The sequence below is a fragment of the Pseudescherichia sp. genome (genome assembly GCF_032052675.1).
Lineage (GTDB): Bacteria > Pseudomonadota > Gammaproteobacteria > Enterobacterales > Enterobacteriaceae > Pseudescherichia.
Genome location: NZ_DAMBWA010000018.1, coordinates 1 through 18,384 on the forward strand (window position 1 = coordinate 1; position 18,384 = coordinate 18,384).

Annotated in this window: 18 protein-coding genes, 2 tRNA genes and 2 other RNA genes; 12 read left to right on the plus strand and 10 right to left on the minus strand. The window is 58.3% G+C overall.

Annotation, left to right across the window (positions count from 1 at the left end; translation table 11 throughout):
- The 6 genes from RTX96_RS18825 to pnuC all read left to right on the plus strand — a co-directional run.
- Positions 1-154, plus strand: a non-coding RNA gene (locus tag RTX96_RS18825) — RtT sRNA; the annotation flags it as partial.
- A gap of 48 nt (positions 155-202) precedes the next feature.
- A tRNA-Lys gene (locus RTX96_RS18830) sits at positions 203-278 on the plus strand.
- A gap of 23 nt (positions 279-301) precedes the next feature.
- Positions 302-377: transfer RNA gene (locus tag RTX96_RS18835), tRNA-Lys, on the plus strand.
- 32 nt (positions 378-409) lie between these two features.
- Positions 410-534, plus strand: a non-coding RNA gene (locus tag RTX96_RS18840) — RtT sRNA.
- A gap of 375 nt (positions 535-909) precedes the next feature.
- A complete protein-coding gene (gene nadA / locus RTX96_RS18845; protein ID WP_312671815.1) occupies positions 910-1,950 on the plus strand; it encodes a quinolinate synthase NadA in 1,041 nt (346 codons plus the stop codon).
- Positions 1,951-2,016: 66 nt separating this feature from the next.
- Positions 2,017-2,736: a nicotinamide riboside transporter PnuC gene (gene pnuC, locus RTX96_RS18850; RefSeq protein ID WP_268108656.1), complete on the plus strand. Its 720-nt coding sequence runs from the start codon at positions 2,017-2,019 to the stop codon at positions 2,734-2,736.
- On the opposite strand, the gene zitB is transcribed toward pnuC, so the two are convergent.
- Both zitB and RTX96_RS18860 read right to left on the minus strand, forming a co-directional pair.
- Positions 2,733-3,677 carry a CDF family zinc transporter ZitB gene (gene zitB, locus RTX96_RS18855; RefSeq protein WP_103819797.1) on the minus strand — a complete coding sequence of 315 codons (945 nt, stop codon included), beginning with the start codon at positions 3,675-3,677 and terminating at the stop codon, positions 2,733-2,735. The genes pnuC and zitB overlap by 4 nt on opposite strands.
- A gap of 115 nt (positions 3,678-3,792) precedes the next feature.
- The gene (locus tag RTX96_RS18860; RefSeq protein ID WP_103819796.1) at positions 3,793-4,260 is read right to left on the minus strand and encodes a protein YbgS; all 468 of its coding nucleotides are present in this window, start codon (positions 4,258-4,260) and stop codon (positions 3,793-3,795) included.
- A gap of 320 nt (positions 4,261-4,580) precedes the next feature.
- Here RTX96_RS18860 and aroG point away from each other — a divergent pair, with 320 nt between their 5' ends.
- Positions 4,581-5,633 carry a 3-deoxy-7-phosphoheptulonate synthase AroG gene (aroG, locus tag RTX96_RS18865; protein WP_103819795.1) on the plus strand — a complete coding sequence of 351 codons (1,053 nt, stop codon included), beginning with the start codon at positions 4,581-4,583 and terminating at the stop codon, positions 5,631-5,633.
- A 41-nt stretch (positions 5,634-5,674) separates the two neighbouring features.
- Here aroG and gpmA read toward each other — a convergent pair whose 3' ends face one another.
- The 7 genes from gpmA to modE all read right to left on the minus strand — a co-directional run bounded on the left by gpmA (position 5,675) and on the right by modE (position 13,437).
- Positions 5,675-6,427: a 2,3-diphosphoglycerate-dependent phosphoglycerate mutase gene (gpmA, locus tag RTX96_RS18870; protein ID WP_042392192.1), complete on the minus strand. Its 753-nt coding sequence runs from the start codon at positions 6,425-6,427 to the stop codon at positions 5,675-5,677.
- Between the two features lie 225 nt (positions 6,428-6,652).
- Positions 6,653-7,693 (minus strand): galactose-1-epimerase, encoded by a 1,041-nt coding sequence (gene galM, locus RTX96_RS18875; RefSeq protein ID WP_312671783.1) that lies wholly within the window; start codon positions 7,691-7,693, stop codon positions 6,653-6,655.
- Positions 7,687-8,835, minus strand: coding sequence for a galactokinase (gene galK, locus RTX96_RS18880; protein ID WP_312671784.1), 1,149 nt, complete (start codon positions 8,833-8,835; stop codon positions 7,687-7,689). The genes galM and galK overlap by 7 nt, the downstream gene beginning before the upstream one ends.
- 2 nt (positions 8,836-8,837) lie before the next feature.
- Positions 8,838-9,884: a galactose-1-phosphate uridylyltransferase gene (gene galT, locus RTX96_RS18885; RefSeq protein WP_312269272.1), complete on the minus strand. Its 1,047-nt coding sequence runs from the start codon at positions 9,882-9,884 to the stop codon at positions 8,838-8,840.
- A gap of 10 nt (positions 9,885-9,894) precedes the next feature.
- Positions 9,895-10,911, minus strand: coding sequence for a UDP-glucose 4-epimerase GalE (galE, locus tag RTX96_RS18890; protein ID WP_103819791.1), 1,017 nt, complete (start codon positions 10,909-10,911; stop codon positions 9,895-9,897).
- 192 nt (positions 10,912-11,103) lie between these two features.
- Entirely contained in the window at positions 11,104-12,576 is a 1,473-nt protein-coding gene (modF, locus tag RTX96_RS18895) for a molybdate ABC transporter ATP-binding protein ModF (RefSeq protein WP_312671785.1), read from the minus strand.
- A 72-nt stretch (positions 12,577-12,648) separates the two neighbouring features.
- A complete protein-coding gene (gene modE / locus RTX96_RS18900) occupies positions 12,649-13,437 on the minus strand; it encodes a molybdenum-dependent transcriptional regulator (protein ID WP_312269270.1) in 789 nt (262 codons plus the stop codon).
- A gap of 127 nt (positions 13,438-13,564) precedes the next feature.
- Here modE and RTX96_RS18905 point away from each other — a divergent pair, with 127 nt between their 5' ends.
- The 4 genes from RTX96_RS18905 (at position 13,565) to modC (ending at position 16,410) form a co-directional block, all read left to right on the plus strand.
- The gene (locus RTX96_RS18905) at positions 13,565-13,714 is read left to right on the plus strand and encodes an AcrZ family multidrug efflux pump-associated protein (RefSeq protein WP_103819788.1); all 150 of its coding nucleotides are present in this window, start codon (positions 13,565-13,567) and stop codon (positions 13,712-13,714) included.
- 171 nt (positions 13,715-13,885) lie between these two features.
- The gene (gene modA, locus RTX96_RS18910) at positions 13,886-14,662 is read left to right on the plus strand and encodes a molybdate ABC transporter substrate-binding protein (RefSeq protein ID WP_312671786.1); all 777 of its coding nucleotides are present in this window, start codon (positions 13,886-13,888) and stop codon (positions 14,660-14,662) included.
- On the plus strand, positions 14,659-15,348 hold the full coding sequence (gene modB, locus RTX96_RS18915) for a molybdate ABC transporter permease subunit (protein ID WP_103819786.1): 690 nt from the start codon (positions 14,659-14,661) through the stop codon (positions 15,346-15,348). Before modA ends, modB begins: the two co-directional genes overlap by 4 nt.
- 3 nt (positions 15,349-15,351) lie before the next feature.
- Positions 15,352-16,410 carry a molybdenum ABC transporter ATP-binding protein ModC gene (modC, locus tag RTX96_RS18920; protein WP_312671787.1) on the plus strand — a complete coding sequence of 353 codons (1,059 nt, stop codon included), beginning with the start codon at positions 15,352-15,354 and terminating at the stop codon, positions 16,408-16,410.
- Here modC and RTX96_RS18925 read toward each other — a convergent pair whose 3' ends face one another.
- The gene (locus RTX96_RS18925; protein ID WP_312671788.1) at positions 16,411-17,229 is read right to left on the minus strand and encodes a pyridoxal phosphatase; all 819 of its coding nucleotides are present in this window, start codon (positions 17,227-17,229) and stop codon (positions 16,411-16,413) included. It lies immediately after the preceding gene.
- 153 nt (positions 17,230-17,382) lie between these two features.
- On the opposite strand from RTX96_RS18925, the gene pgl reads away from it, so the two are divergent.
- A complete protein-coding gene (pgl, locus tag RTX96_RS18930; RefSeq protein WP_312671789.1) occupies positions 17,383-18,378 on the plus strand; it encodes a 6-phosphogluconolactonase in 996 nt (331 codons plus the stop codon).
- The last annotated feature ends 6 nt before the right edge of the window (positions 18,379-18,384 follow it).

The following is an 18,384-nucleotide window of genomic DNA, read 5'->3' on the forward strand; positions in this document are numbered from 1 at the left end:
GCAGTTGACTTTTAATCAATTGGTCGCAGGTTCGAATCCTGCACGACCCACCAATCGTTCTGGTGGAACACGATAGTAAAACGTGAAGGATAACGTTGCGATAGCAACGGCCCGTAGGGCGAGGCGAAGCCGAGTCATCCTGCACGACCCACCAATTTCTGTTGGTACCGAGTAAAATAATCTTCGAAGTCAGCACCCGAATGGGTCGTTAGCTCAGTTGGTAGAGCAGTTGACTTTTAATCAATTGGTCGCAGGTTCGAATCCTGCACGACCCACCACTTCGAAGAGAGTTCCCCAAAAGGGGTCGTTAGCTCAGTTGGTAGAGCAGTTGACTTTTAATCAATTGGTCGCAGGTTCGAATCCTGCACGACCCACCAATGCAAAAAAGCGCCCTAAAGGCGCTTTTTTGCTATCTGCCGTTTTCAAAAGATTCGAACCTGCCGCAGGTTCGAGTCGAACGTAGTGAGACAACGGAGCCGCTTGCGGCGACGGCCCGGAGGGCGAGCGAAGCGAGTCATCCTGCACGACCCACCAATTTCAACATAAAAAATAGATGTTGAACGTGAAGGATAACGTTGCTTTAGCAACGGCCCGAAGGGCGAGGCGAAGCCGAGTCATCCTGCACGACCCACCAATGTAAAAAAGCGCCCTAAAGGCGCTTTTTTGCTTTCTGCGATACGATGCCGGGTGGCGCTGCGCTTACCCGGCCTACGGTTTATCATCGTCTGCATAGCTGTGTAGGTCGGGCAAGCGAAGCGCCGCCCGACATAGCGATCTCACGCCTATTTGTTGTGACTTTTACTCTACAATCCGCTATCTTGTTTAGTATATAAAACTCAAATGCCTTTTCCTTAGTCAGTGACAGCAGGCACGGGCATTATTGTTAAGTCAGCAAAACGAGAAAGCATGATGAGCGTAATGTTCGATCCTGAAACCGCGATCTATCCCTTCCCACCGAAGCCACGCCCGCTGAGCCCCGACGAAAAGGCATTTTACCGCGAAAAGATCAAAAGAGTGCTAAAGGAGCGGGATGCGGTGATGGTGGCCCACTACTATACCGATCCCGAGATCCAGCAGCTTGCGGAGGAGACCGGCGGCTGCATCTCCGATTCGCTGGAGATGGCGCGCTTCGGTGCCAAACATCCTGCTTCCACGCTGCTGGTGGCAGGTGTGCGCTTTATGGGCGAGACCGCTAAGATCCTCAGCCCGGAAAAAACCATTCTTATGCCCACGCTCGAGGCTGAGTGCTCCCTCGACCTTGGCTGCCCCATTGAAGAGTTCAACGCCTTCTGCGATGCGCACCCGGACCGTACCGTCGTGGTCTACGCCAACACCTCCGCCGCAGTTAAGGCGCGAGCAGACTGGGTAGTCACCTCGAGCATCGCCGTCGAGCTGATTGAGCATCTCGATAGCCTTGGCGAGAAAATTATATGGGCGCCGGATCGCCATCTCGGCAGCTACGTACAGAAGCAGACCGGGGCGGATATTCTTTGCTGGCAGGGGGCCTGCATCGTCCATGACGAGTTTAAAACGCAGGCGCTGGCCCGCATGAAGGCCCTCTATCCCAACGCGGCCGTTCTCGTTCACCCTGAGTCACCGCAGGCGGTGGTAAATATGGCGGACGCCGTGGGATCGACCAGCCAGCTCATCAATGCGGCCAAAACGCTGCCGCACCCGCAGCTTATTGTCGCCACCGATCGCGGTATCTTTTACAAAATGCAGCAGGCTGTTCCGGGGAAAGCGTTGCTGGAAGCGCCTACCGCCGGTGAGGGCGCAACCTGCCGCAGCTGCGCGCACTGCCCGTGGATGGCCATGAACGGTCTGCAGGCTATCGCAGAGGGGCTGGAGCAGGGTGGGGCGCTGCACGAGATCCATGTCGACGCAACACTGCGTGAGGGGGCGCTGCTGCCGCTTAACCGGATGCTGGATTTTGCCGCAACGCTGCGTTAATTACGTGCGGTTAGATAACGGCTATGATTGTTAAGACAATTTCACTTTTCGCTACTCGGGGCAAAAATGGATTTTTTTAGTACGCAGAATATTCTGGTCCACATTCCGCTGGGGGCTGGCGGCTACGATCTCTCGTGGATCGAAGCGGTTGGCACCCTCGCCGGGCTACTGTGCATCTGGCTTGCCAGCCTGGAGAAGATCAGCAACTACGCTTTTGGCTTAATCAACGTGACGCTGTTTGCAGTGATCTTTTTCCAGATCCAGCTCTACGCCAGCCTGCTGCTGCAGCTCTTCTTTTTTGCCGCCAATATCTACGGCTGGTACGCCTGGTCGCGACAAACGACGCAGAACGAGGCCGTGCTGCAAATTCGCTGGTTGCCGCGCGCTAAGGCAATCGTCTGGTTGGTGATTTGCGCTCTGGCGATTGGTTTGATGACCCTGTTTATCGATCCGGTGTTCACTTTTCTGACCCGCATTGCGGTCTCTATTATGCAGGCGCTGGGTTTAAGCGTGGCGATGCCGGCGCTACAGCCCGATGCATTCCCGTTCTGGGACGCCTGCCTGATGGTGCTGTCGATTGTGGCGATGGTGCTAATGACCCGCAAATATGTCGAGAACTGGCTGCTGTGGGTGGTGGTTAACGTGATTAGCGTGGTGATTTTTGCCCTGCAGGGCGTTTACGCGATGTCGCTGGAGTATCTGATCCTCACCTTTATTGCCCTAAACGGCAGCCGGATGTGGATCAACAGCGCGCGCGAACGAGGCTCACGCGCGCTGGTTGGCTAGTGGTGATGATGGTGGGCGTGGCCGGAGGGCAGGGTATTGAGATTGCACTCCGGGCCGCTGCAGGGGCGGTACTCCATCTGGATCGTCACGTGTGAAATCTCATAATGATGGATCAGGAAGTGCTGGATGCGTTCCAGCAGCGCATCATGATCGTGCGGGGGAATAACCTGCACGTGCAGCGTCATTATCGACTTCTCTCCCACCGTCCAGACGTGCACATGGTGCACGTCGCGCACCTCCGGCACGTCGCGGCGCAGATGGCGTCGCAGCGCGCCAATGTCCAGCGATAGCGGCGCGCCCTCGAGCAGTTCGTTCACGCTCTCCTTAAGCAGTTTCCATGCGCTGCGTAGCACCAGACAGGAGACAAGGACCGAGAGTATGGGGTCAACGGGGGTCCAGCCCGTCCAGAGGATCACCAGCGCCGCTACAATCGCCCCTACGGAGCCAAGCAGGTCTCCCAGAACATGCAGCGCCGCCGCCCGTACGTTCAGGTTCTTCTCTTCGCTACCGCGATGCAGGATCCAGAATGAAACGATATTGGCGACCAGGCCCGCGATGGCAATGGCCAGCATAGTAGAGCCCGCCACCGGCTGCGGATGATAGAAGCGCACAATGGCTTCCCAGACAATCATAAAGGTGATGGCGACCAGCGCCAGAGCATTAACAAATGCCGCCAGTGTGGTGAGGCGTAGCCAGCCGAAGGTACGATGCGTGGTCGGCGGCCGACGGGCAAAATGTACGGCAAGCAGGGCGAAGAGCAGGGCGGCCGCATCGGTGAGCATATGACCGGCATCGGCCAGCAGCGCCAGCGAGCCGGAGAGTAGGCCACCAATAACTTCGACCACCATAAACAGGGCGGTAACGCTAAAGGCCAGCAGCAGTCGACGGGCATTGCCATCATGGTGTTCAGAGGGGGAAGCGTGTGAGTGGTTATGCGCCATGAGTCTTATTCCATTTTAACTATTCTCAGCGGCTTACATCATTACAGATTTTTATTTCCTCGCCACAAAAAAATAAGGAGAGCCGTAGCTCTCCTCATATTGCATAACAACGTGATTACTGCGAAGTACCATCAGTTTTGGTATCAACGTCGTTATTCATACCGTCACCGGTTTCAACTTTTTTATTCACGTCCGGGCAACGGCCGTCTTTACACATGCTGTTTTTATGGATGTCGTCTTTATCCATATGCTGGCCGTCGGCGCTGGTTGACGCTCCGCCGTTGGAGTGCAGCATGCCGCCGCTGGAGGTGTTACCCGTACCGGTAGCGCCACCGGTTGCAGTACCGGTTGTGCCGGTCGTGTTAGTTCCGGTAGAGCCGGTTGCTGCGTTGGTGTTGCCGGTATTGATGTCGTTGTTGTTAACGTGATTAGGCTGCAGATTCTGTTTAGCGCCCGGTGCTACGGCCCCGGCGTCTGCAGCAGCATTGGCTGCACCGTTGCTGTTAGATGCTGCGAGTGCTGCGCCGCTAGCCAGAGTCAGGGTAGTCGTCAGTAAAATTGTGGCCAGTTTATTCATTTTCATAATCGTGCTCCTGTTCTCGTCATTACATTGGATAGCGATATCCAACAGTGCAGATGCGAAACGGATTATTCGCTCAGTAGTGAAAGATGCCACTTCTTACCGAAAAGGCAGAATGGAATCTGGATAAAAAATAAAAACAAAGTGGTTACAGGTAAAAAGTTTAGTCACGTTGCCAGCGTTCGCTAGCGGGTAACCCTTTTTTATCACTTTTCAGGAATATTCCGTATTGAGTGTAAAAGTGCGTTTACAGTTCCTGACCGAGCCGTTAGATTGGAGGGATTGCACTCTCTGACATAAGTATGGCAAACGCTGGAACGATCATGAATTATCAGAACGACGATTTACGCATTAAAGAGATTAACGAACTGTTACCCCCTGTCGCACTGCTGGAGAAGTTCCCGGCGACCGAGACCGCAGCCAACACGGTGTCTCATGCCCGTAAGGCTATTCATAAGATCCTCAAAGGCAGTGACGATCGTCTGCTGGTCGTAATCGGACCCTGCTCCATTCACGATCCGGCGGCGGCCAAAGAGTACGCCGCCCGCCTGCTGACCCTGCGTGAAGAGCTAAAGGGTGAGCTGGAGATCGTGATGCGCGTCTATTTTGAAAAGCCGCGTACCACCGTGGGCTGGAAAGGGCTGATAAACGATCCGCATATGGATAACAGTTTCCAGATCAATGACGGCCTGCGCATCGCCCGCAAGCTGCTGCTGGAGATTAACGACAGCGGCCTGCCAGCGGCGGGGGAGTTCCTTGATATGATCACCCCGCAGTACGTTGCCGATCTGATGAGCTGGGGGGCAATTGGCGCACGCACCACCGAATCTCAGGTGCATCGCGAGCTGGCGTCCGGGCTCTCCTGCCCGGTAGGTTTCAAAAACGGTACCGATGGCACCATTAAGGTGGCGATTGACGCGATCAACGCAGCCGGGGCGCCGCACTGCTTCCTCTCCGTCACCAAGTGGGGCCACTCGGCCATTGTGAATACCAGCGGCAACGGCGACTGCCATATCATTCTGCGCGGCGGCAAAGAGCCGAACTACAGTGCGAAGCACGTGGCAGAGGTGAAGCAGGGGCTGGAAAAAGCCGGGCTGGCACCGCAGGTGATGATCGACTTCAGCCACGCTAACTCCAGCAAGCAGTTCAAGAAGCAGATGACCGTGGGTGAAGATGTCTGTCAGCAGATCGCTGGTGGGGAGAAAGCGATAATTGGCGTGATGATTGAGAGCCATCTGGTAGAGGGCAACCAGAGCCTGGAGAGCGGTGAGCCGCTGGTCTATGGCAAGAGCGTGACGGATGCCTGCATTGGCTGGGAAGATACCGACACTATTCTGCGTCAGCTGGCTAACGCGGTGAAAGCGCGTCGCGGTTGATAATTATGCCCGGCAGCCTAATGCCGCCGGGCAATCTTAAATTACTTCGCTTTACCCTGGTTCGCTACCGCCGCCGCTTTTGCAGCGATTTCGTCAGCGTTGCCCAGATAGTAGTGTTTGATCGGCTTGAAGTTTTCGTCGAACTCGTACACCAGCGGTACGCCGGTCGGGATGTTCAGCTCAAGGATCTCATCTTCACCCATGTCGTCCAGGTACTTCACCAGCGCACGCAGGGAGTTACCGTGAGCGGCAATGATCACGCGCTCGCCGCTTTTCAGGCGCGGCAGAATGGTTTCATTCCAGTAAGGGATCACGCGATCGATGGTCAGCGCCAGGCTCTCGGTCAGCGGCAGCTCCTGCTCGGTCAGAGATGCGTAACGCGGATCGTGGCCCGGGAAGCGCTCGTCGTCTTTGGTCAGCGCCGGCGGCGTCACCGCGAAGCCACGACGCCACTGCTTAACCTGCTCGTCACCGTACTTCTCAGCGGTTTCGGCTTTGTTCAAGCCCTGCAGCGCACCGTAGTGACGCTCGTTCAGTTTCCAGGACTTCTCTACCGGCAGCCAGGCCTGATCGAGTTCATCAAGGACGTTCCACAGGGTGTGGATGGCGCGTTTCAGCACGGAAGTGTAGGCAAAATCAAAGCTGAAGCCTTCTTCTTTCAGCAGCTTACCTGCTGATTTTGCTTCGCTCACGCCTTTCTCGGACAGGTCAACATCGTACCAGCCGGTGAAGCGGTTTTCGTTGTTCCACTGGCTTTCGCCATGACGAACCAGAACGAGCTTAGTAACAGCCATACTCTCTCCTTAATAAACCTGATTGAATAATAACAATTCTCATTATATTGCCGTGGCGACGCCAGCAGCAACGCATAACCATTACCATAGCGAAAATAGTGGCGTAGTGTAAGGTGCTTGTGAAATCGGGGTTAGGATTTTGTCGGCAAACGGTGCTTATTTCAGCAGGATGGGCAAATATTTGCCTGTAGGCCCGGCAAGCGCAGCGCCGCCGGGCGTATCCAACTATTGCGGAATAAACTGATACTCGGTCAGGCTCACGTACTCCGCGCCGGGGCGCAGGATGGCGTCAGGCTGCGGATACTCCGGATGGTTCGGGCTATCCGGCAGGAACTCGCTCTCCAGCGCCAGCCCCTGATACGCGCTGTACTCGCCCTGTTCGCGGGCAGGCGTGCCTTCAAGATAGTTGCCGGAGTAGAACTGCAGCGCCGGAGCAGTGGTGTAGACGCTCATCTGTAGCTTCCTGTCCGCCGACCAGAGGTGTGCCGCGGGCTGGCTGACATCACCGTTCGCCTGCAGCAGGAAAGCGTGATCGTACCCCTTAACCTTCCGCTGATCCTCATCCTGTAAAAAATCATCCGCGATGGTTTTCGGCTGACGGAAGTCGAAGCTAGTGCCATCAACCGCCTTCACTCCCTGGTAAGGGATACCGGTTTCATCTACCGGCAGGTACGCATCGGCCAGCAGCTGCAGCTGGTGGTCGCGCACGTCCGACTGCACGCCGTTAAGGTTAAAGTAGGCGTGATTGGTCAGGTTTACCGGGCAGGGCTTATCCACGGTGGCGCGGTACTCAATCGAGATGCGGTTATCCTCCGTCAGGCGGAAGAGGGCGCTGGCATTCAGGTTGCCAGGGTAACCCTGGTCACCGTCGGGGGAGGTCAGGCTCAGCAGCGCTTCGCTGTCGTTCTTACGCACGATACGCCAGCGGCGTTTATCAAAGCCTTCCGGCCCGCCGTGAAGCTGGTTTTCACCCTGGCTCGGCAGCAGCGAGTAGCTCTGCCCGTCGAGGGTGAAGCGGCTTTTGGCGATGCGGTTGGCGTAGCGGCCCACCGACGCGCCCAGGTAGGCGGTCTGCTCCACGTAGCGCTGGGGGGTGTTACAGCCTAAAAGCGTTTCACGCACTGAGCCGTCCGACATCGGCACGCGAGCGGAGAGCAGGGTTGCGCCCCAGTCCATGAGGGTAACCACCATCCCCGCGCCGTTGCGCAGGGTGATTAAGCGGTATGCCAGCCCGTCCGGGGCCAGCGCAGGGGTTTCGTTTAGCACTGTCCGGCCCCCTCTGATGCTTTGCAGACGTAGAAGGTCTCTTTGATACCGGTTTTGGCTTCATACTGTGCCGCCACCGCCTCCTGAACCTGGGAAACCAGCTCTTCCGGCACCAGCGCCACGATGCAGCCGCCGAAGCCGCCACCGGTCATGCGCACGCCGCCTTTGTCGCCGATGGTCTCCTTAACAATCTCTACCAGGGTATCGATCTGCGGCACGGTGATCTCGAAATCATCGCGCATAGAGGCGTGGGAGGCGGCCATCAGCTCGCCCATCCGCTGCAGATCGCCTCTCTCCAGCGCGTCGGCTGCTTCAACCGTACGCTGGTTTTCAGTCAGTACGTGGCGCACGCGTTTGGCAACGAGCGGATCCAGCTCGTTGGCCACGGCGTTGAACTGCTCCAGGGAGACGTCGCGCAGGGCAGGCTGCTGGAAGAAGCGCGCCCCGGTTTCACACTGCTCGCGGCGGGTGTTGTACTCGCTGCCGACCAGGGTGCGTTTGAAATTGCTGTTGATGATGATCACCGCCACGCCCTGCGGCATGGAGACCGCGCGGGTGCCCAGCGTACGGCAGTCGAGCAGCAGAGCATGATCTTTTTTGCCAAGAGCAGAGATCAGCTGATCCATAATGCCGCAGTTGCAGCCGACAAACTGGTTTTCTGCCTCCTGACCATTGAGGGCGATCTGCGCCCCGTCCAGCGGCAGGTGATAGAGCTGCTGGAAGACCGTACCCACGGCGACCTCCAGCGAGGCCGACGAGCTTAAGCCCGCGCCCTGCGGCACGTTACCGCTGATCACCAGATCCGCCCCGCCAAAGCTTTTATCGCGATTAAGCAGATGCTTCACCACGCCACGGACGTAGTTTGACCACTGCTGGCTGTCGTGAGCGAGGATCGGCGCATCGAGAGAGAACGCGTCGGTCTGGTTGTCGTAGTCGGCGGCGATAACGCGCACGGTGCGATCCGTACGCGGCGCGGCGCTAATCACCGTCTGGTAGTCGATGGCGCACGGCAGCACGAAGCCGTCGTTATAGTCGGTATGCTCGCCGATCAGGTTGACGCGGCCCGGAGCCTGAAACGTATGCGTGGCAGGGTAGCCGAACTTCTCAGCAAACAGAGATTGCGTTTTTTCTTTCAGACTCATGGTTAAACTCCTGATTCGCGAAAATGGATATCACTGACCGCCCGCAGGCGCTCGGCGGCCTGTTCCGCCGTGAGATCGCGCTGGGTCTCCGCCAGCATCTCATAGCCGACCATAAACTTGCGCACCGTGGCGGAGCGCAGCAGCGGCGGATAGAAGTGGGCGTGCAGCTGCCAGTGTGAATTCTCTTCGCCGTTAAACGGTGCCCCGTGCCAGCCCATTGAGTAGGGGAAGGAGCACTGGAACAGGTTGTCATAGCGGCTGGTTAATTTTTTCAGGGCCAGAGCGAGGTCGCTGCGCTGGTCGTCGCTGAGATCGGTAATGCGCAGCACCGGGGCTTTCGGCAGCAGCAGCGTCTCAAACGGCCAGGCCGCCCAGTAGGGCACCACCGCCAGCCAGTGCTCGGTCTCGACCACGGTACGGCTACCGTCGGCCTGCTCGCGCTTGACGTAGTCCAGCAGCATTGGCGCACCGTTAGCGGCAAAATAGTCTCGCTGCAGGCGGTCTTCCCGCTCAATCTCATTGGGCAGGAAGCTGTTGGCCCACACCTGGCCGTGCGGATGGGGGTTAGAACAGCCCATCGCCGCCCCTTTATTTTCGAACACCTGCACCCAGGGATAGGTTTCACCCAGCTCGGCGGTCTGCGCCTGCCAGGTCTGGACGACCTCTTCCAGCGCCGGGAGGCTCAGCTCCGGCAGGGTTTTGCTGTGATCCGGGGAGAAGCAGATCACCCGGCTGACGCCGCGGGCGCTCTGGCAGCGCATCAGCGGATCGTCGCTCTCCGGTGCATCCGGCGTATCGCTCATCAACGCGGCAAAGTCGTTGGTGAACACAAAGGTGCCGGTATAATCCGGGTTTTTATCACCGGTCACGCGGGTATTGCCGGGGCAGAGGAAGCAGTCGGGATCGTGCGCTGGCAGGGTCTGCTGGGACGGCGTCTCCTGCGCGCCCTGCCACGGACGCTTGGCACGATGGGGCGAAACCAGGATCCACTGTCCGGTCAGCGGATTGTATCGGCGATGGGGGTGATCGACCGGGTTAAACTGTGTCATAGGATCCTCCTTAATCCGCATAGCCCTGCGGGTGACGGGACTGCCAGCGCCAGGTGTCCTGCGCCATCTCATCGAGAGAGCGGGTCACCCGCCAGTTCAGCTCTTTATCGGCGCGGCTGGCGTCAGCCCAGTAGGCCGGCAGATCGCCCTCGCGACGCGGAGCAAAGTGATAGGTAATGGGCTTGCCGCAGGCTTTGCTGAAGGCGTTGACCACGTCCAGCACGCTGCTGCCGACGCCTGCGCCCAGGTTATAGATATGTACCCCGGCTTTACCTGCCAGCGTCTGCATCGCGGCCACGTGGCCGTCGGCCAGATCCATCACGTGGATATAGTCGCGCACGCCGGTGCCGTCTTCGGTCGGGTAGTCGTTGCCAAAGATAGCCAGCGACTCGCGGCGGCCTACCGCCACCTGCGCGATGTAGGGCATCAGGTTATTGGGGATACCCTGCGGATCTTCACCCATATCGCCCGACGGATGCGCGCCCACCGGGTTGAAGTAGCGCAGCAGAGCAATGCTCCACTCGGGATCGGCTTTTTGCAGGTCGGTGAGGATCTGCTCTACCATCAGCTTGCTCTTGCCGTAGGGGCTTTGCGGCGTACCGGTAGGGAAGCTCTCAACGTACGGGATCTTCGGCTGGTCGCCGTAGACGGTGGCCGAGGAGCTAAAGATAAGGTTTTTGACGTTAGCCGCGCGCATGGCAGCGACCAGGCGCAGGGTGCCGTTCACGTTATTATCGTAATACTCCAGCGGCTTCGCCACGGATTCGCCAACGGCCTTCAGGCCAGCAAAGTGGATCACCGTGTCGATAGCCTGCTCGCGAAGCAGGTCGGTCAGCAGCGCTTCGTTACGGATATCGCCCTCGATAAAGGTGGCCTCTTTACCGCCCAGTCGGGCGATCACCGGCAGTACGCTGTGCTTACTGTTGCAGAGGTTGTCGAGAATAACGACGTCATGACCGTTTTGTAACAGCTGTACGCAGGTATGACTGCCAATGTAACCGCTACCACCTGTAACCAGAACTCGCATATTTGGCTCCATTAACCATATGTTATCTAATAACGATAGCATAACAGAGATGTAAAAAGTGTGACATGAACGAAAGTAGTGGAATCGCTTACACTAAAAGATCGCAGCGGGAATTGCGCTTTAAATGCTAAGTAATATCAAGCAATTAAAGCGCTCTTATGCGCCTGGTCTGAAAAATGTCAGCCAAACGGCTTAGGCCGGATGGTCGATACGATAGCCGTAGCTATCACCCTCAGGGACAAAATGCAGCCGGTGGGTAATGCAGGCGGGAGCGTCCTGGGCGTGGTGGGAGACAAACAGCAGCTGAGTTTCACCCTGGCCTATCAGCACGTCAACAAAGCGGCGGATCAGCTGGCGGTTAAGGGGATCCAGCCCCTGTAGGGGCTCGTCGAGGATCAGCAGGGTAGGGTGCTTCACCAGCGCCCTGACAATCAAGGCCAGCCGCTGCTGTCCCCATGAGAGACTATGGAAGGGGGCATCGGCGGTACGGGCATCGATGCCCAGAATATCCAGCCAGCTTTGGGCCAGCTTCTGCTGCTTATCCGACACTGCCTGGTAGATACCAATCGAGTCAAAATAGCCAGAGAGGATCACGTTACGCACCGTGGTGCTGACCCGGTACTCCAGGTGCAGGCTGCTGCTAACGTAGCCGATATGTTTCTTGATATCCCAAATGGTCTCGCCGCTGCCCCGGCGGATGCCAAACAGGGTCAGATCGTTGCTGTAGCCCTGCGGATGATCGCCGGTAATCAGGTTGAGCAGGGTCGATTTGCCCGCGCCGTTGGGGCCGATAATCTGCCAGTGCTCGCCGGGGTTCACGGTCCAGCTCAGGTGGTTAATGATGGGCCGATCGTTGTAGGAGACCACGCCATCGTTAAGCACAATGCGCGGGGCATTCGCGGCCAGCAGGTGATGGGCCGGGGACGCATCCGGCGGCGGCAGAGCCATGCCCGCCAGCGTCTCGCTGTGGGCCAGCTGGGCAATGAGCGCCTGCTCCAGCAGGGCCTGCTTCGCGCCGGTCTCGCTCAGGGTGCAGTCCACCAGCACCCCGGCGTTCTCGACAAAATCCGGGATCTCATCGAAGCGGTTAAGCACCAGCGCGAGGGTGATGCCCTGGGCATTGAGCTGACCCAGCAGATCCGCCAGCTGGGCGCGGGAGGCGACGTCCAGTCCGTCAAAAGGCTCGTCCAAAATCAGTAGCTCAGGATCGGTCATCAGCGCCTGACACAGCAGGGTCTTGCGCGTCTCGCCGGTAGAGAGGTACTTAAAGCGGCGATCGAGCAGGGCGGTAATGCCAAAGCGGGCGGCCAGATCGGCACAGCGCGCCGGATCTTTCACCTCATCCTGGATAATCTGTGCCGTGGTGCGGCCAGTATCCTCTTCGCCGGGGCTGAGCAGATCGGTATTATTCCGCTGCCACTCGTCGCTGACCAGCTTCTGCAGCTGCTCAAAGGAGAGGCGGGTGACACGGGTAAAGGTGCTCTCCCGGGTGCCTTTCAGGAGGGTAAGCTCACCGGCCAGCGCCCTGGCGAGGGCCGATTTGCCGCTGCCGTTGGTGCCGACAAAGGCCCAGCTTTCACCGGCGCGCAGCGTGAGGTCGCTGATAGCGAGCGTGCGTGTATCGCTAAGACGAAACGTGCCTTGCGAAATATGCAATAACGACATGACGTATCCCATTTTTTGCAGCAGTAGTGCACAGAGATACGTGCTGTCGACAGGATTGTCAATGCCAGCGGCTTAGCAGAGGGTAGCGATGATAACCCGGTCAGCGCTGAAGTAGGCGATCGCTTCGCTCTCTGGTGCCAGCCGGTCCGCCTGCTCGCGCGCAAGGGTGGCGCACAGCGTCTGGCCATCCGGCAGGGTCATCAGCACTTCACTCTGCGCTTCGCCGTGCTCAATATGGCTGATGCGTCCCGGCAGCTGATTATCGGCTCCGGCGGCAGCGGCGCTATCCTGGGTAATATTCACCCACGGCGCTTTTAACAGCACCAGCACCTCTTTGCCCTCGTCCAGCCCGAGACGTTCGCCGCTGCGGGCGGTCAGGGCGACCTTCAGCCGGGTGGTGCCGTCGGCGAGCAGAACGTCGACGTGCTGCTGAACCTGGGCGCGATCCCGGCCGGTGACCGTGCCGAACCACTGGTTACGCGCGCTGGTCTGCAACGAGAAACGGGAGATGGCCGCCAGCAGGCTGTTGAGGGGGAGGGCATCGTCGTCGCTGAGCACGTCGAAAGCTTTCTGCTGGATCTGCGCCAGCAGCTCGTAGAGCTGAATCAGCCGCTGACCGTAGCGCGTAAGCTGCGCGCCACCGCCGCCTTTGCCACCCGTCGCGCGGTCAACCAGCGTCTGCTCGCTGAGCTGGTTCATCTCGTTGATGGCGTCCCAGGCACTTTTATAGCTGATGCCGGCGTTCTTCGCCCCCTGGCTAATGGAGCCGGTCTGTTCTATCTGTTTGAGAAGGGTGATGCGTCTGGGATCGGCAAATAGCCGCTGCTGGAGCCGAAGGGTAAGGAGGATTTCAGCCTGCATAGTCAATCCTTGCAAAAGGATTATTGTGACCTAATTGCGCACGGCTGCAAGGGGCATCGCACAAAAGGGACGTGTAATTCTGTGCCACCAGGTTAGAATGATAACTTCACTATATCTGGAGTAGACCATGTTAGAGTTATTGAAAAGTCTGTTATTCGCGGTGATCATGGTACCCGTGGTGATGGCCATTATTCTGGGAGCAATCTACGGCCTCGGTGAAGTGTTCAACATCTTTTCCGGCATCGGCCACAAAGACCGGTCCAGAGAGTCCCGCTAGTTTTCCAAAAACGCCCGCCTTTGCGGGCGTTTTGCTATTCAAGCTTTTTTATCCGTTGCCGATATCTGTTTTACAGAGGGGTACTGCTTAAACGGTACAAATTATTCCTGTAAAAACCCGAGGGTTATCGTTATATTGTGGCGTATATAACGTTACTCACAGGAGTCAGATATGGCACGTTCGGGATTACGCTTTTTAGCAGGTGCGACATTAACCCTTTCACTCGCGGGCCATGCCCTGGCGGACGAGGGGAAGATCACGGTATTTGCTGCCGCGTCGCTGACTAACGCGATGCAGGATATCGCCACTGCCTATACCAAAGAGAAAAAGGTCAAGGTAGTCTCGTCGTTTGCCTCCTCCTCAACGCTGGCCCGCCAGATTGAGGCGGGTGCGCCTGCCGATCTCTTTATCTCTGCCGATCAGAAGTGGATGGACTACGCGGTAGATAAAAAAGCAATTGATACCGCCAGCCGTGAAACGCTGCTTGGCAACAGCCTGGTGGTGGTCGCGCCAAAAGCGAGCGCCCAGGCCGAGATCGCGATTAACGATAAAACCAACTGGGCTAGCCTGCTGAAGGGTGGCCGTCTGGCAGTGGGCGATCCGGAGCATGTCCCGGCGGGCATCTACGCCAAAGAGGCGTTACAGAAGCTGGGCGCATGGGATACGCTGTCGCCGAAGCTTGCCCCGGCGGAGGACGTCCGTGGCGCGCTGGCGCTGGTGGAGCGTAATGAAGCCCCGCTGGGTATTGTCTACGGCTCCGATGCCGTGGCCAGCAAGGGTGTAAAGGTGGTCGGCACCTTCCCGGAAGATTCGCATAAAAAGGTGGAATACCCGCTGGCTATTATCGATGGGCATAAAAACGCCACGGTTAGCGCGTTTTATGACTATCTGAAGGGCCCGCAGGCTTCTGAAATCTTTAAACGTTACGGATTTACGACGCACGAATGATATTGACCGATCCCGAATGGCAGGCGGTATTGCTGAGCCTGAAAGTCTCCTCCCTGGCTGTTTTCTTCAGCTTGCCCTTTGGGATCTTCTTTGCCTGGCTACTGGTACGCTGTACCTTCCCGGGCAAAGCGCTGCTCGATAGCCTGCTGCATCTCCCCCTCGTGCTGCCTCCGGTGGTGGTAGGCTATCTGCTGCTCATTGCGATGGGCCGCCGGGGCTTTATCGGCGAGTGGCTCTACGACTGGTTTGGTCTCACCTTTGCCTTTAGCTGGCGCGGCGCGGTGCTGGCGGCGGCGGTGATGTCGTTTCCGCTGATGGTGCGGGCCATTCGCCTGGCGCTGGAAGGGGTCGATATCAAGCTGGAACAGGCGGCACGGACCCTTGGGGCCGGGCGCTGGCGGGTCTTTATGACCATCACGCTGCCGCTGACCCTGCCGGGGATTATCGTCGGGACGGTGCTGGCCTTTGCCCGCTCCCTTGGCGAGTTTGGCGCGACCATCACCTTTGTTTCCAACATTCCCGGCGAAACGCGCACCATTCCGTCGGCAATGTACACCCTGATCCAGACCCCCGGCGGCGAAAGCGCGGCGGCGAGGCTGTGCCTGATCTCTATCGTGCTGGCGCTGATTTCACTGCTGGTATCCGAGTGGCTGGCGCGGATCAGCCGCGAGCGGACGGGGAGGTAGACCATGCTGGAACTCAATTTTACCCAGACGCTGGGCACGCACCGGCTGCACGTTGAGGCCACGTTGCCCGCCAGCGGCATCACCGCCATTTTTGGCGTTTCGGGAGCGGGAAAAACCTCGCTAATTAACGCCGTTGGCGGCCTGACGCGCCCGCAGCAGGGGCACATCGTGCTCAACGAGCGGGTGCTGAACGATACCGAAAAAGGCATCTGCCTGCCGCCGGAGAAGCGGCGAATTGGCTACGTCTTCCAGGATGCGCGCCTTTTTCCGCACTATAAGGTGCTTGGCAACCTACGCTACGGCATGGCAAAAAGCATGGCCGGGCAGTTCGACCGGCTGGTGGCCCTGCTGGGCATCGAGCCGCTGCTCGACCGGCTGCCGGGCAGCCTCTCCGGCGGGGAGAAGCAGCGGGTGGCGATTGGCCGGGCGCTGCTCACTGCGCCAGAGCTGCTGCTGCTCGACGAGCCGCTGGCCTCGCTGGATATCCCCCGCAAGCGCGAGCTGCTGCCCTACCTGCAGCGGCTGGCGCGGGAGATTAATATTCCGATGCTCTATGTCAGCCACTCGCTGGATGAGATCCTGCATCTTGCCGATAAGGTGATGGTGCTGGAGGCGGGAGAGGTGAAAGCCTTTGGCAATCTGGAGGATATCTGGGGCAGCCGGGTGATGAACCCGTGGCTACCGCCGGAGCAGCAGAGCAGCGTGCTGAAAGTGAGCGTGCTGGAGCACCATCCGCACTATGCCATGACCGCGCTGGCGCTCGGGGATCAGCACCTGTGGGTCAATAAGCTTGATAGCCCGCTACAGACGGCGCTGCGCATCCGTATTCAGGCGTCGGACGTCTCGCTGGTGTTGCAGCCCCCGGTCAACAGCAGCATCCGCAATATTCTGCGGGCAAAGGTGGCCCAGTGCTACGACGACCAGGGCCAGGTTGAGGTCCAGCTGGAGGTGGGCAGCCGCACGCTCTGGGCGCGTATCAGCCCGTGGGCCAGGGATGAGCTGGGTATCAAACCTGGCCTGTGGCTCTACGCCCAGATCAAGAGCGTCTCGATTACCACCTGATCACAGCAGGTGGGTATAGATAAACTCGGCGATGGTATCGGTGGTATTGTCGCCAATCACTACGTTGGCGTGGGCTTTCACCTCGTCCGCCGCGTTACCCATCGCTACGCCCATGCCTGCCGCCTGCAGCATGCTGATATCGTTAAAGTTATCGCCAAAAGCTACCACATCCTGCATTGACAGCCCCTGGGAAGCCACCCACTGCGCCAGCCGTTTACCTTTGCTGTTACCCTGGCGGGCAATATCTATCTGATCGTGCCAGGAGCGCTCGCACTCCAGACCAAGCTGCTGCTCTACCGCAAGGGCGAAGGCGTTGAGCTTGGCACTGTCTTCATCGGTAAGGGCAAACTTCCAGACGGCATTCACCTCACGTGCCGTCTGCGCCAGCGAATCGACCTGGGTAAAGACCGGGCGCTGCTCTGGCGGCAGGGACTGCGCCCAGTTAAGGGTGCGCAGCACGTGCCCGGTCGGGGTCTCGTACACCATCGCATCATCGACATACATCAGGGCGTGAACCTGATGCTCATTGAGCATATCAATGAGTTGCAGCGCCTGGGCTACCGGGAGCGGATCGGCCTCAATAACCTTTTTTGCCTGATAATCATACAAATAGGTGCCGTTACAGCAAATTGCAGGTGTATCGAGCGCCAGTGCCTGATAAAAAGGATGGATGGCAACATGGTGCCGGCCGGTCACAATGATCGGTGTGAAGCCCGCTTCCCTGGCGCGTGCCAGCGCCTGAAGTGAAGAGGGGAGCAGGGTCTTTGTGGGGGTCAGCAGCGTGCCGTCTAAATCCAGTGCAATAACTCGCGAGGTCATGTCGTGTTCCAGGTAGAGAATGAAATTCAACTCGTTACGCATGGTACACCGGCATGAGGGCCTGGCAAAACGTCGGGCAGAAATACAGCATTCGCCGCTAAAAAAGACTATCGTGGTTATCTATTTCACTGCTTTTGCGATCAAGGAGAACTTATGCAGCAAACCGTTTATACCGCCAGCCCCGAGAGCCAGCAGATCCACGTCTGGCGTCTGAATGACGAAGGTACGCTGACCCTGGTGCAGGTCGTTGATGTGCCAGGCCAGGTGCAGCCGATGGTGGTTAGCCCAGACAAACGCTTTCTCTACGTTGGCGTACGCCCGGAGTTTCGCGTGCTGGCCTACCGCATCGCTCCGGAAGATGGTGCGCTGACCTTTACCGCAGAAGCGCCGCTGTCCGGTAGCCCGACGCACATCTCCACCGATCGCCAGGGTCGCTTTCTCTTTACCGCCTCCTACAACGCGGGCAGCGTCAGCGTTACCCCGCTCAACGACGGTCTGCCGGGGGAGATAACTACCCTGGTAGAGGGGCTGGAAGGATGCCACTCGGCCAATATCTCTCCGGATAACGCCACCCTGTGGGTGCCAGCGCTGAAGCAGGATCGCATCTGCCTGTTTACCCTTGGTGATAACGGCCAGCTTACCGCCCAGAGCCCGGCGGAAGTGACCACCGTTGAGGGTGCCGGTCCACGCCATATGGCGTTCCACCCGAATCAGCAGTACGCCTACTGCGTCAACGAACTCAACGGCTCGGTAGACGTGTGGCAGCTCAGCAATGCCCACGGTCAGATAGAGTGCGTGCAGACCCTGGATATGATGCCTGCCGACTTCGCCGATACCCGCTGGGCGGCGGATATTCACATTACGCCGGACGGGCGTCACCTCTACACCTGCGACCGTACCGCCAGCATTGTGACCATCTTTAGCGTTTCGGAAGATGGCAGCGTGCTGGCCGTGGAGGGCTTCCAGCCCACTGAAACCCAGCCGCGCGGCTTTAATATCGACCACAGCGGTAAATACCTGATTGCGGCAGGGCAGAAATCGCACCATATCGCGCTGTATGCAATCCAGGGCGAGCAGGGCCTGCTTGAGGAGAAGGGCCGCTATGCCGTTGGGCAGGGGCCAATGTGGGTGGTGGTGCACGCGCACTAATGTGTT

Bases quoted from the DNA above. Each gene is read 5' to 3' on its own strand.
- nadA (WP_312671815.1), top strand. From the start codon at position 910: ATGAGCGTAATGTTCGATCCTGAAACCGCGATCTATCCCTTCCCACCG.
- pnuC (WP_268108656.1), top strand. From the start codon at position 2,017: ATGGATTTTTTTAGTACGCAGAATATTCTGGTCCACATTCCGCTGGGG.
- zitB (WP_103819797.1), bottom strand. From the start codon at position 3,677: ATGGCGCATAACCACTCACACGCTTCCCCCTCTGAACACCATGATGGC.
- RTX96_RS18860 (WP_103819796.1), bottom strand. From the start codon at position 4,260: ATGAAAATGAATAAACTGGCCACAATTTTACTGACGACTACCCTGACT.
- aroG (WP_103819795.1), top strand. From the start codon at position 4,581: ATGAATTATCAGAACGACGATTTACGCATTAAAGAGATTAACGAACTG.
- gpmA (WP_042392192.1), bottom strand. From the start codon at position 6,427: ATGGCTGTTACTAAGCTCGTTCTGGTTCGTCATGGCGAAAGCCAGTGG.
- galK (WP_312671784.1), bottom strand. From the start codon at position 8,835: ATGAGTCTGAAAGAAAAAACGCAATCTCTGTTTGCTGAGAAGTTCGGC.
- galT (WP_312269272.1), bottom strand. From the start codon at position 9,884: ATGACACAGTTTAACCCGGTCGATCACCCCCATCGCCGATACAATCCG.
- galE (WP_103819791.1), bottom strand. From the start codon at position 10,911: ATGCGAGTTCTGGTTACAGGTGGTAGCGGTTACATTGGCAGTCATACC.
- modF (WP_312671785.1), bottom strand. From the start codon at position 12,576: ATGTCGTTATTGCATATTTCGCAAGGCACGTTTCGTCTTAGCGATACA.
- modE (WP_312269270.1), bottom strand. From the start codon at position 13,437: ATGCAGGCTGAAATCCTCCTTACCCTTCGGCTCCAGCAGCGGCTATTT.
- RTX96_RS18905 (WP_103819788.1), top strand. From the start codon at position 13,565: ATGTTAGAGTTATTGAAAAGTCTGTTATTCGCGGTGATCATGGTACCC.
- modA (WP_312671786.1), top strand. From the start codon at position 13,886: ATGGCACGTTCGGGATTACGCTTTTTAGCAGGTGCGACATTAACCCTT.
- modB (WP_103819786.1), top strand. From the start codon at position 14,659: ATGATATTGACCGATCCCGAATGGCAGGCGGTATTGCTGAGCCTGAAA.
- modC (WP_312671787.1), top strand. From the start codon at position 15,352: ATGCTGGAACTCAATTTTACCCAGACGCTGGGCACGCACCGGCTGCAC.
- RTX96_RS18925 (WP_312671788.1), bottom strand. From the start codon at position 17,229: ATGACCTCGCGAGTTATTGCACTGGATTTAGACGGCACGCTGCTGACC.
- pgl (WP_312671789.1), top strand. From the start codon at position 17,383: ATGCAGCAAACCGTTTATACCGCCAGCCCCGAGAGCCAGCAGATCCAC.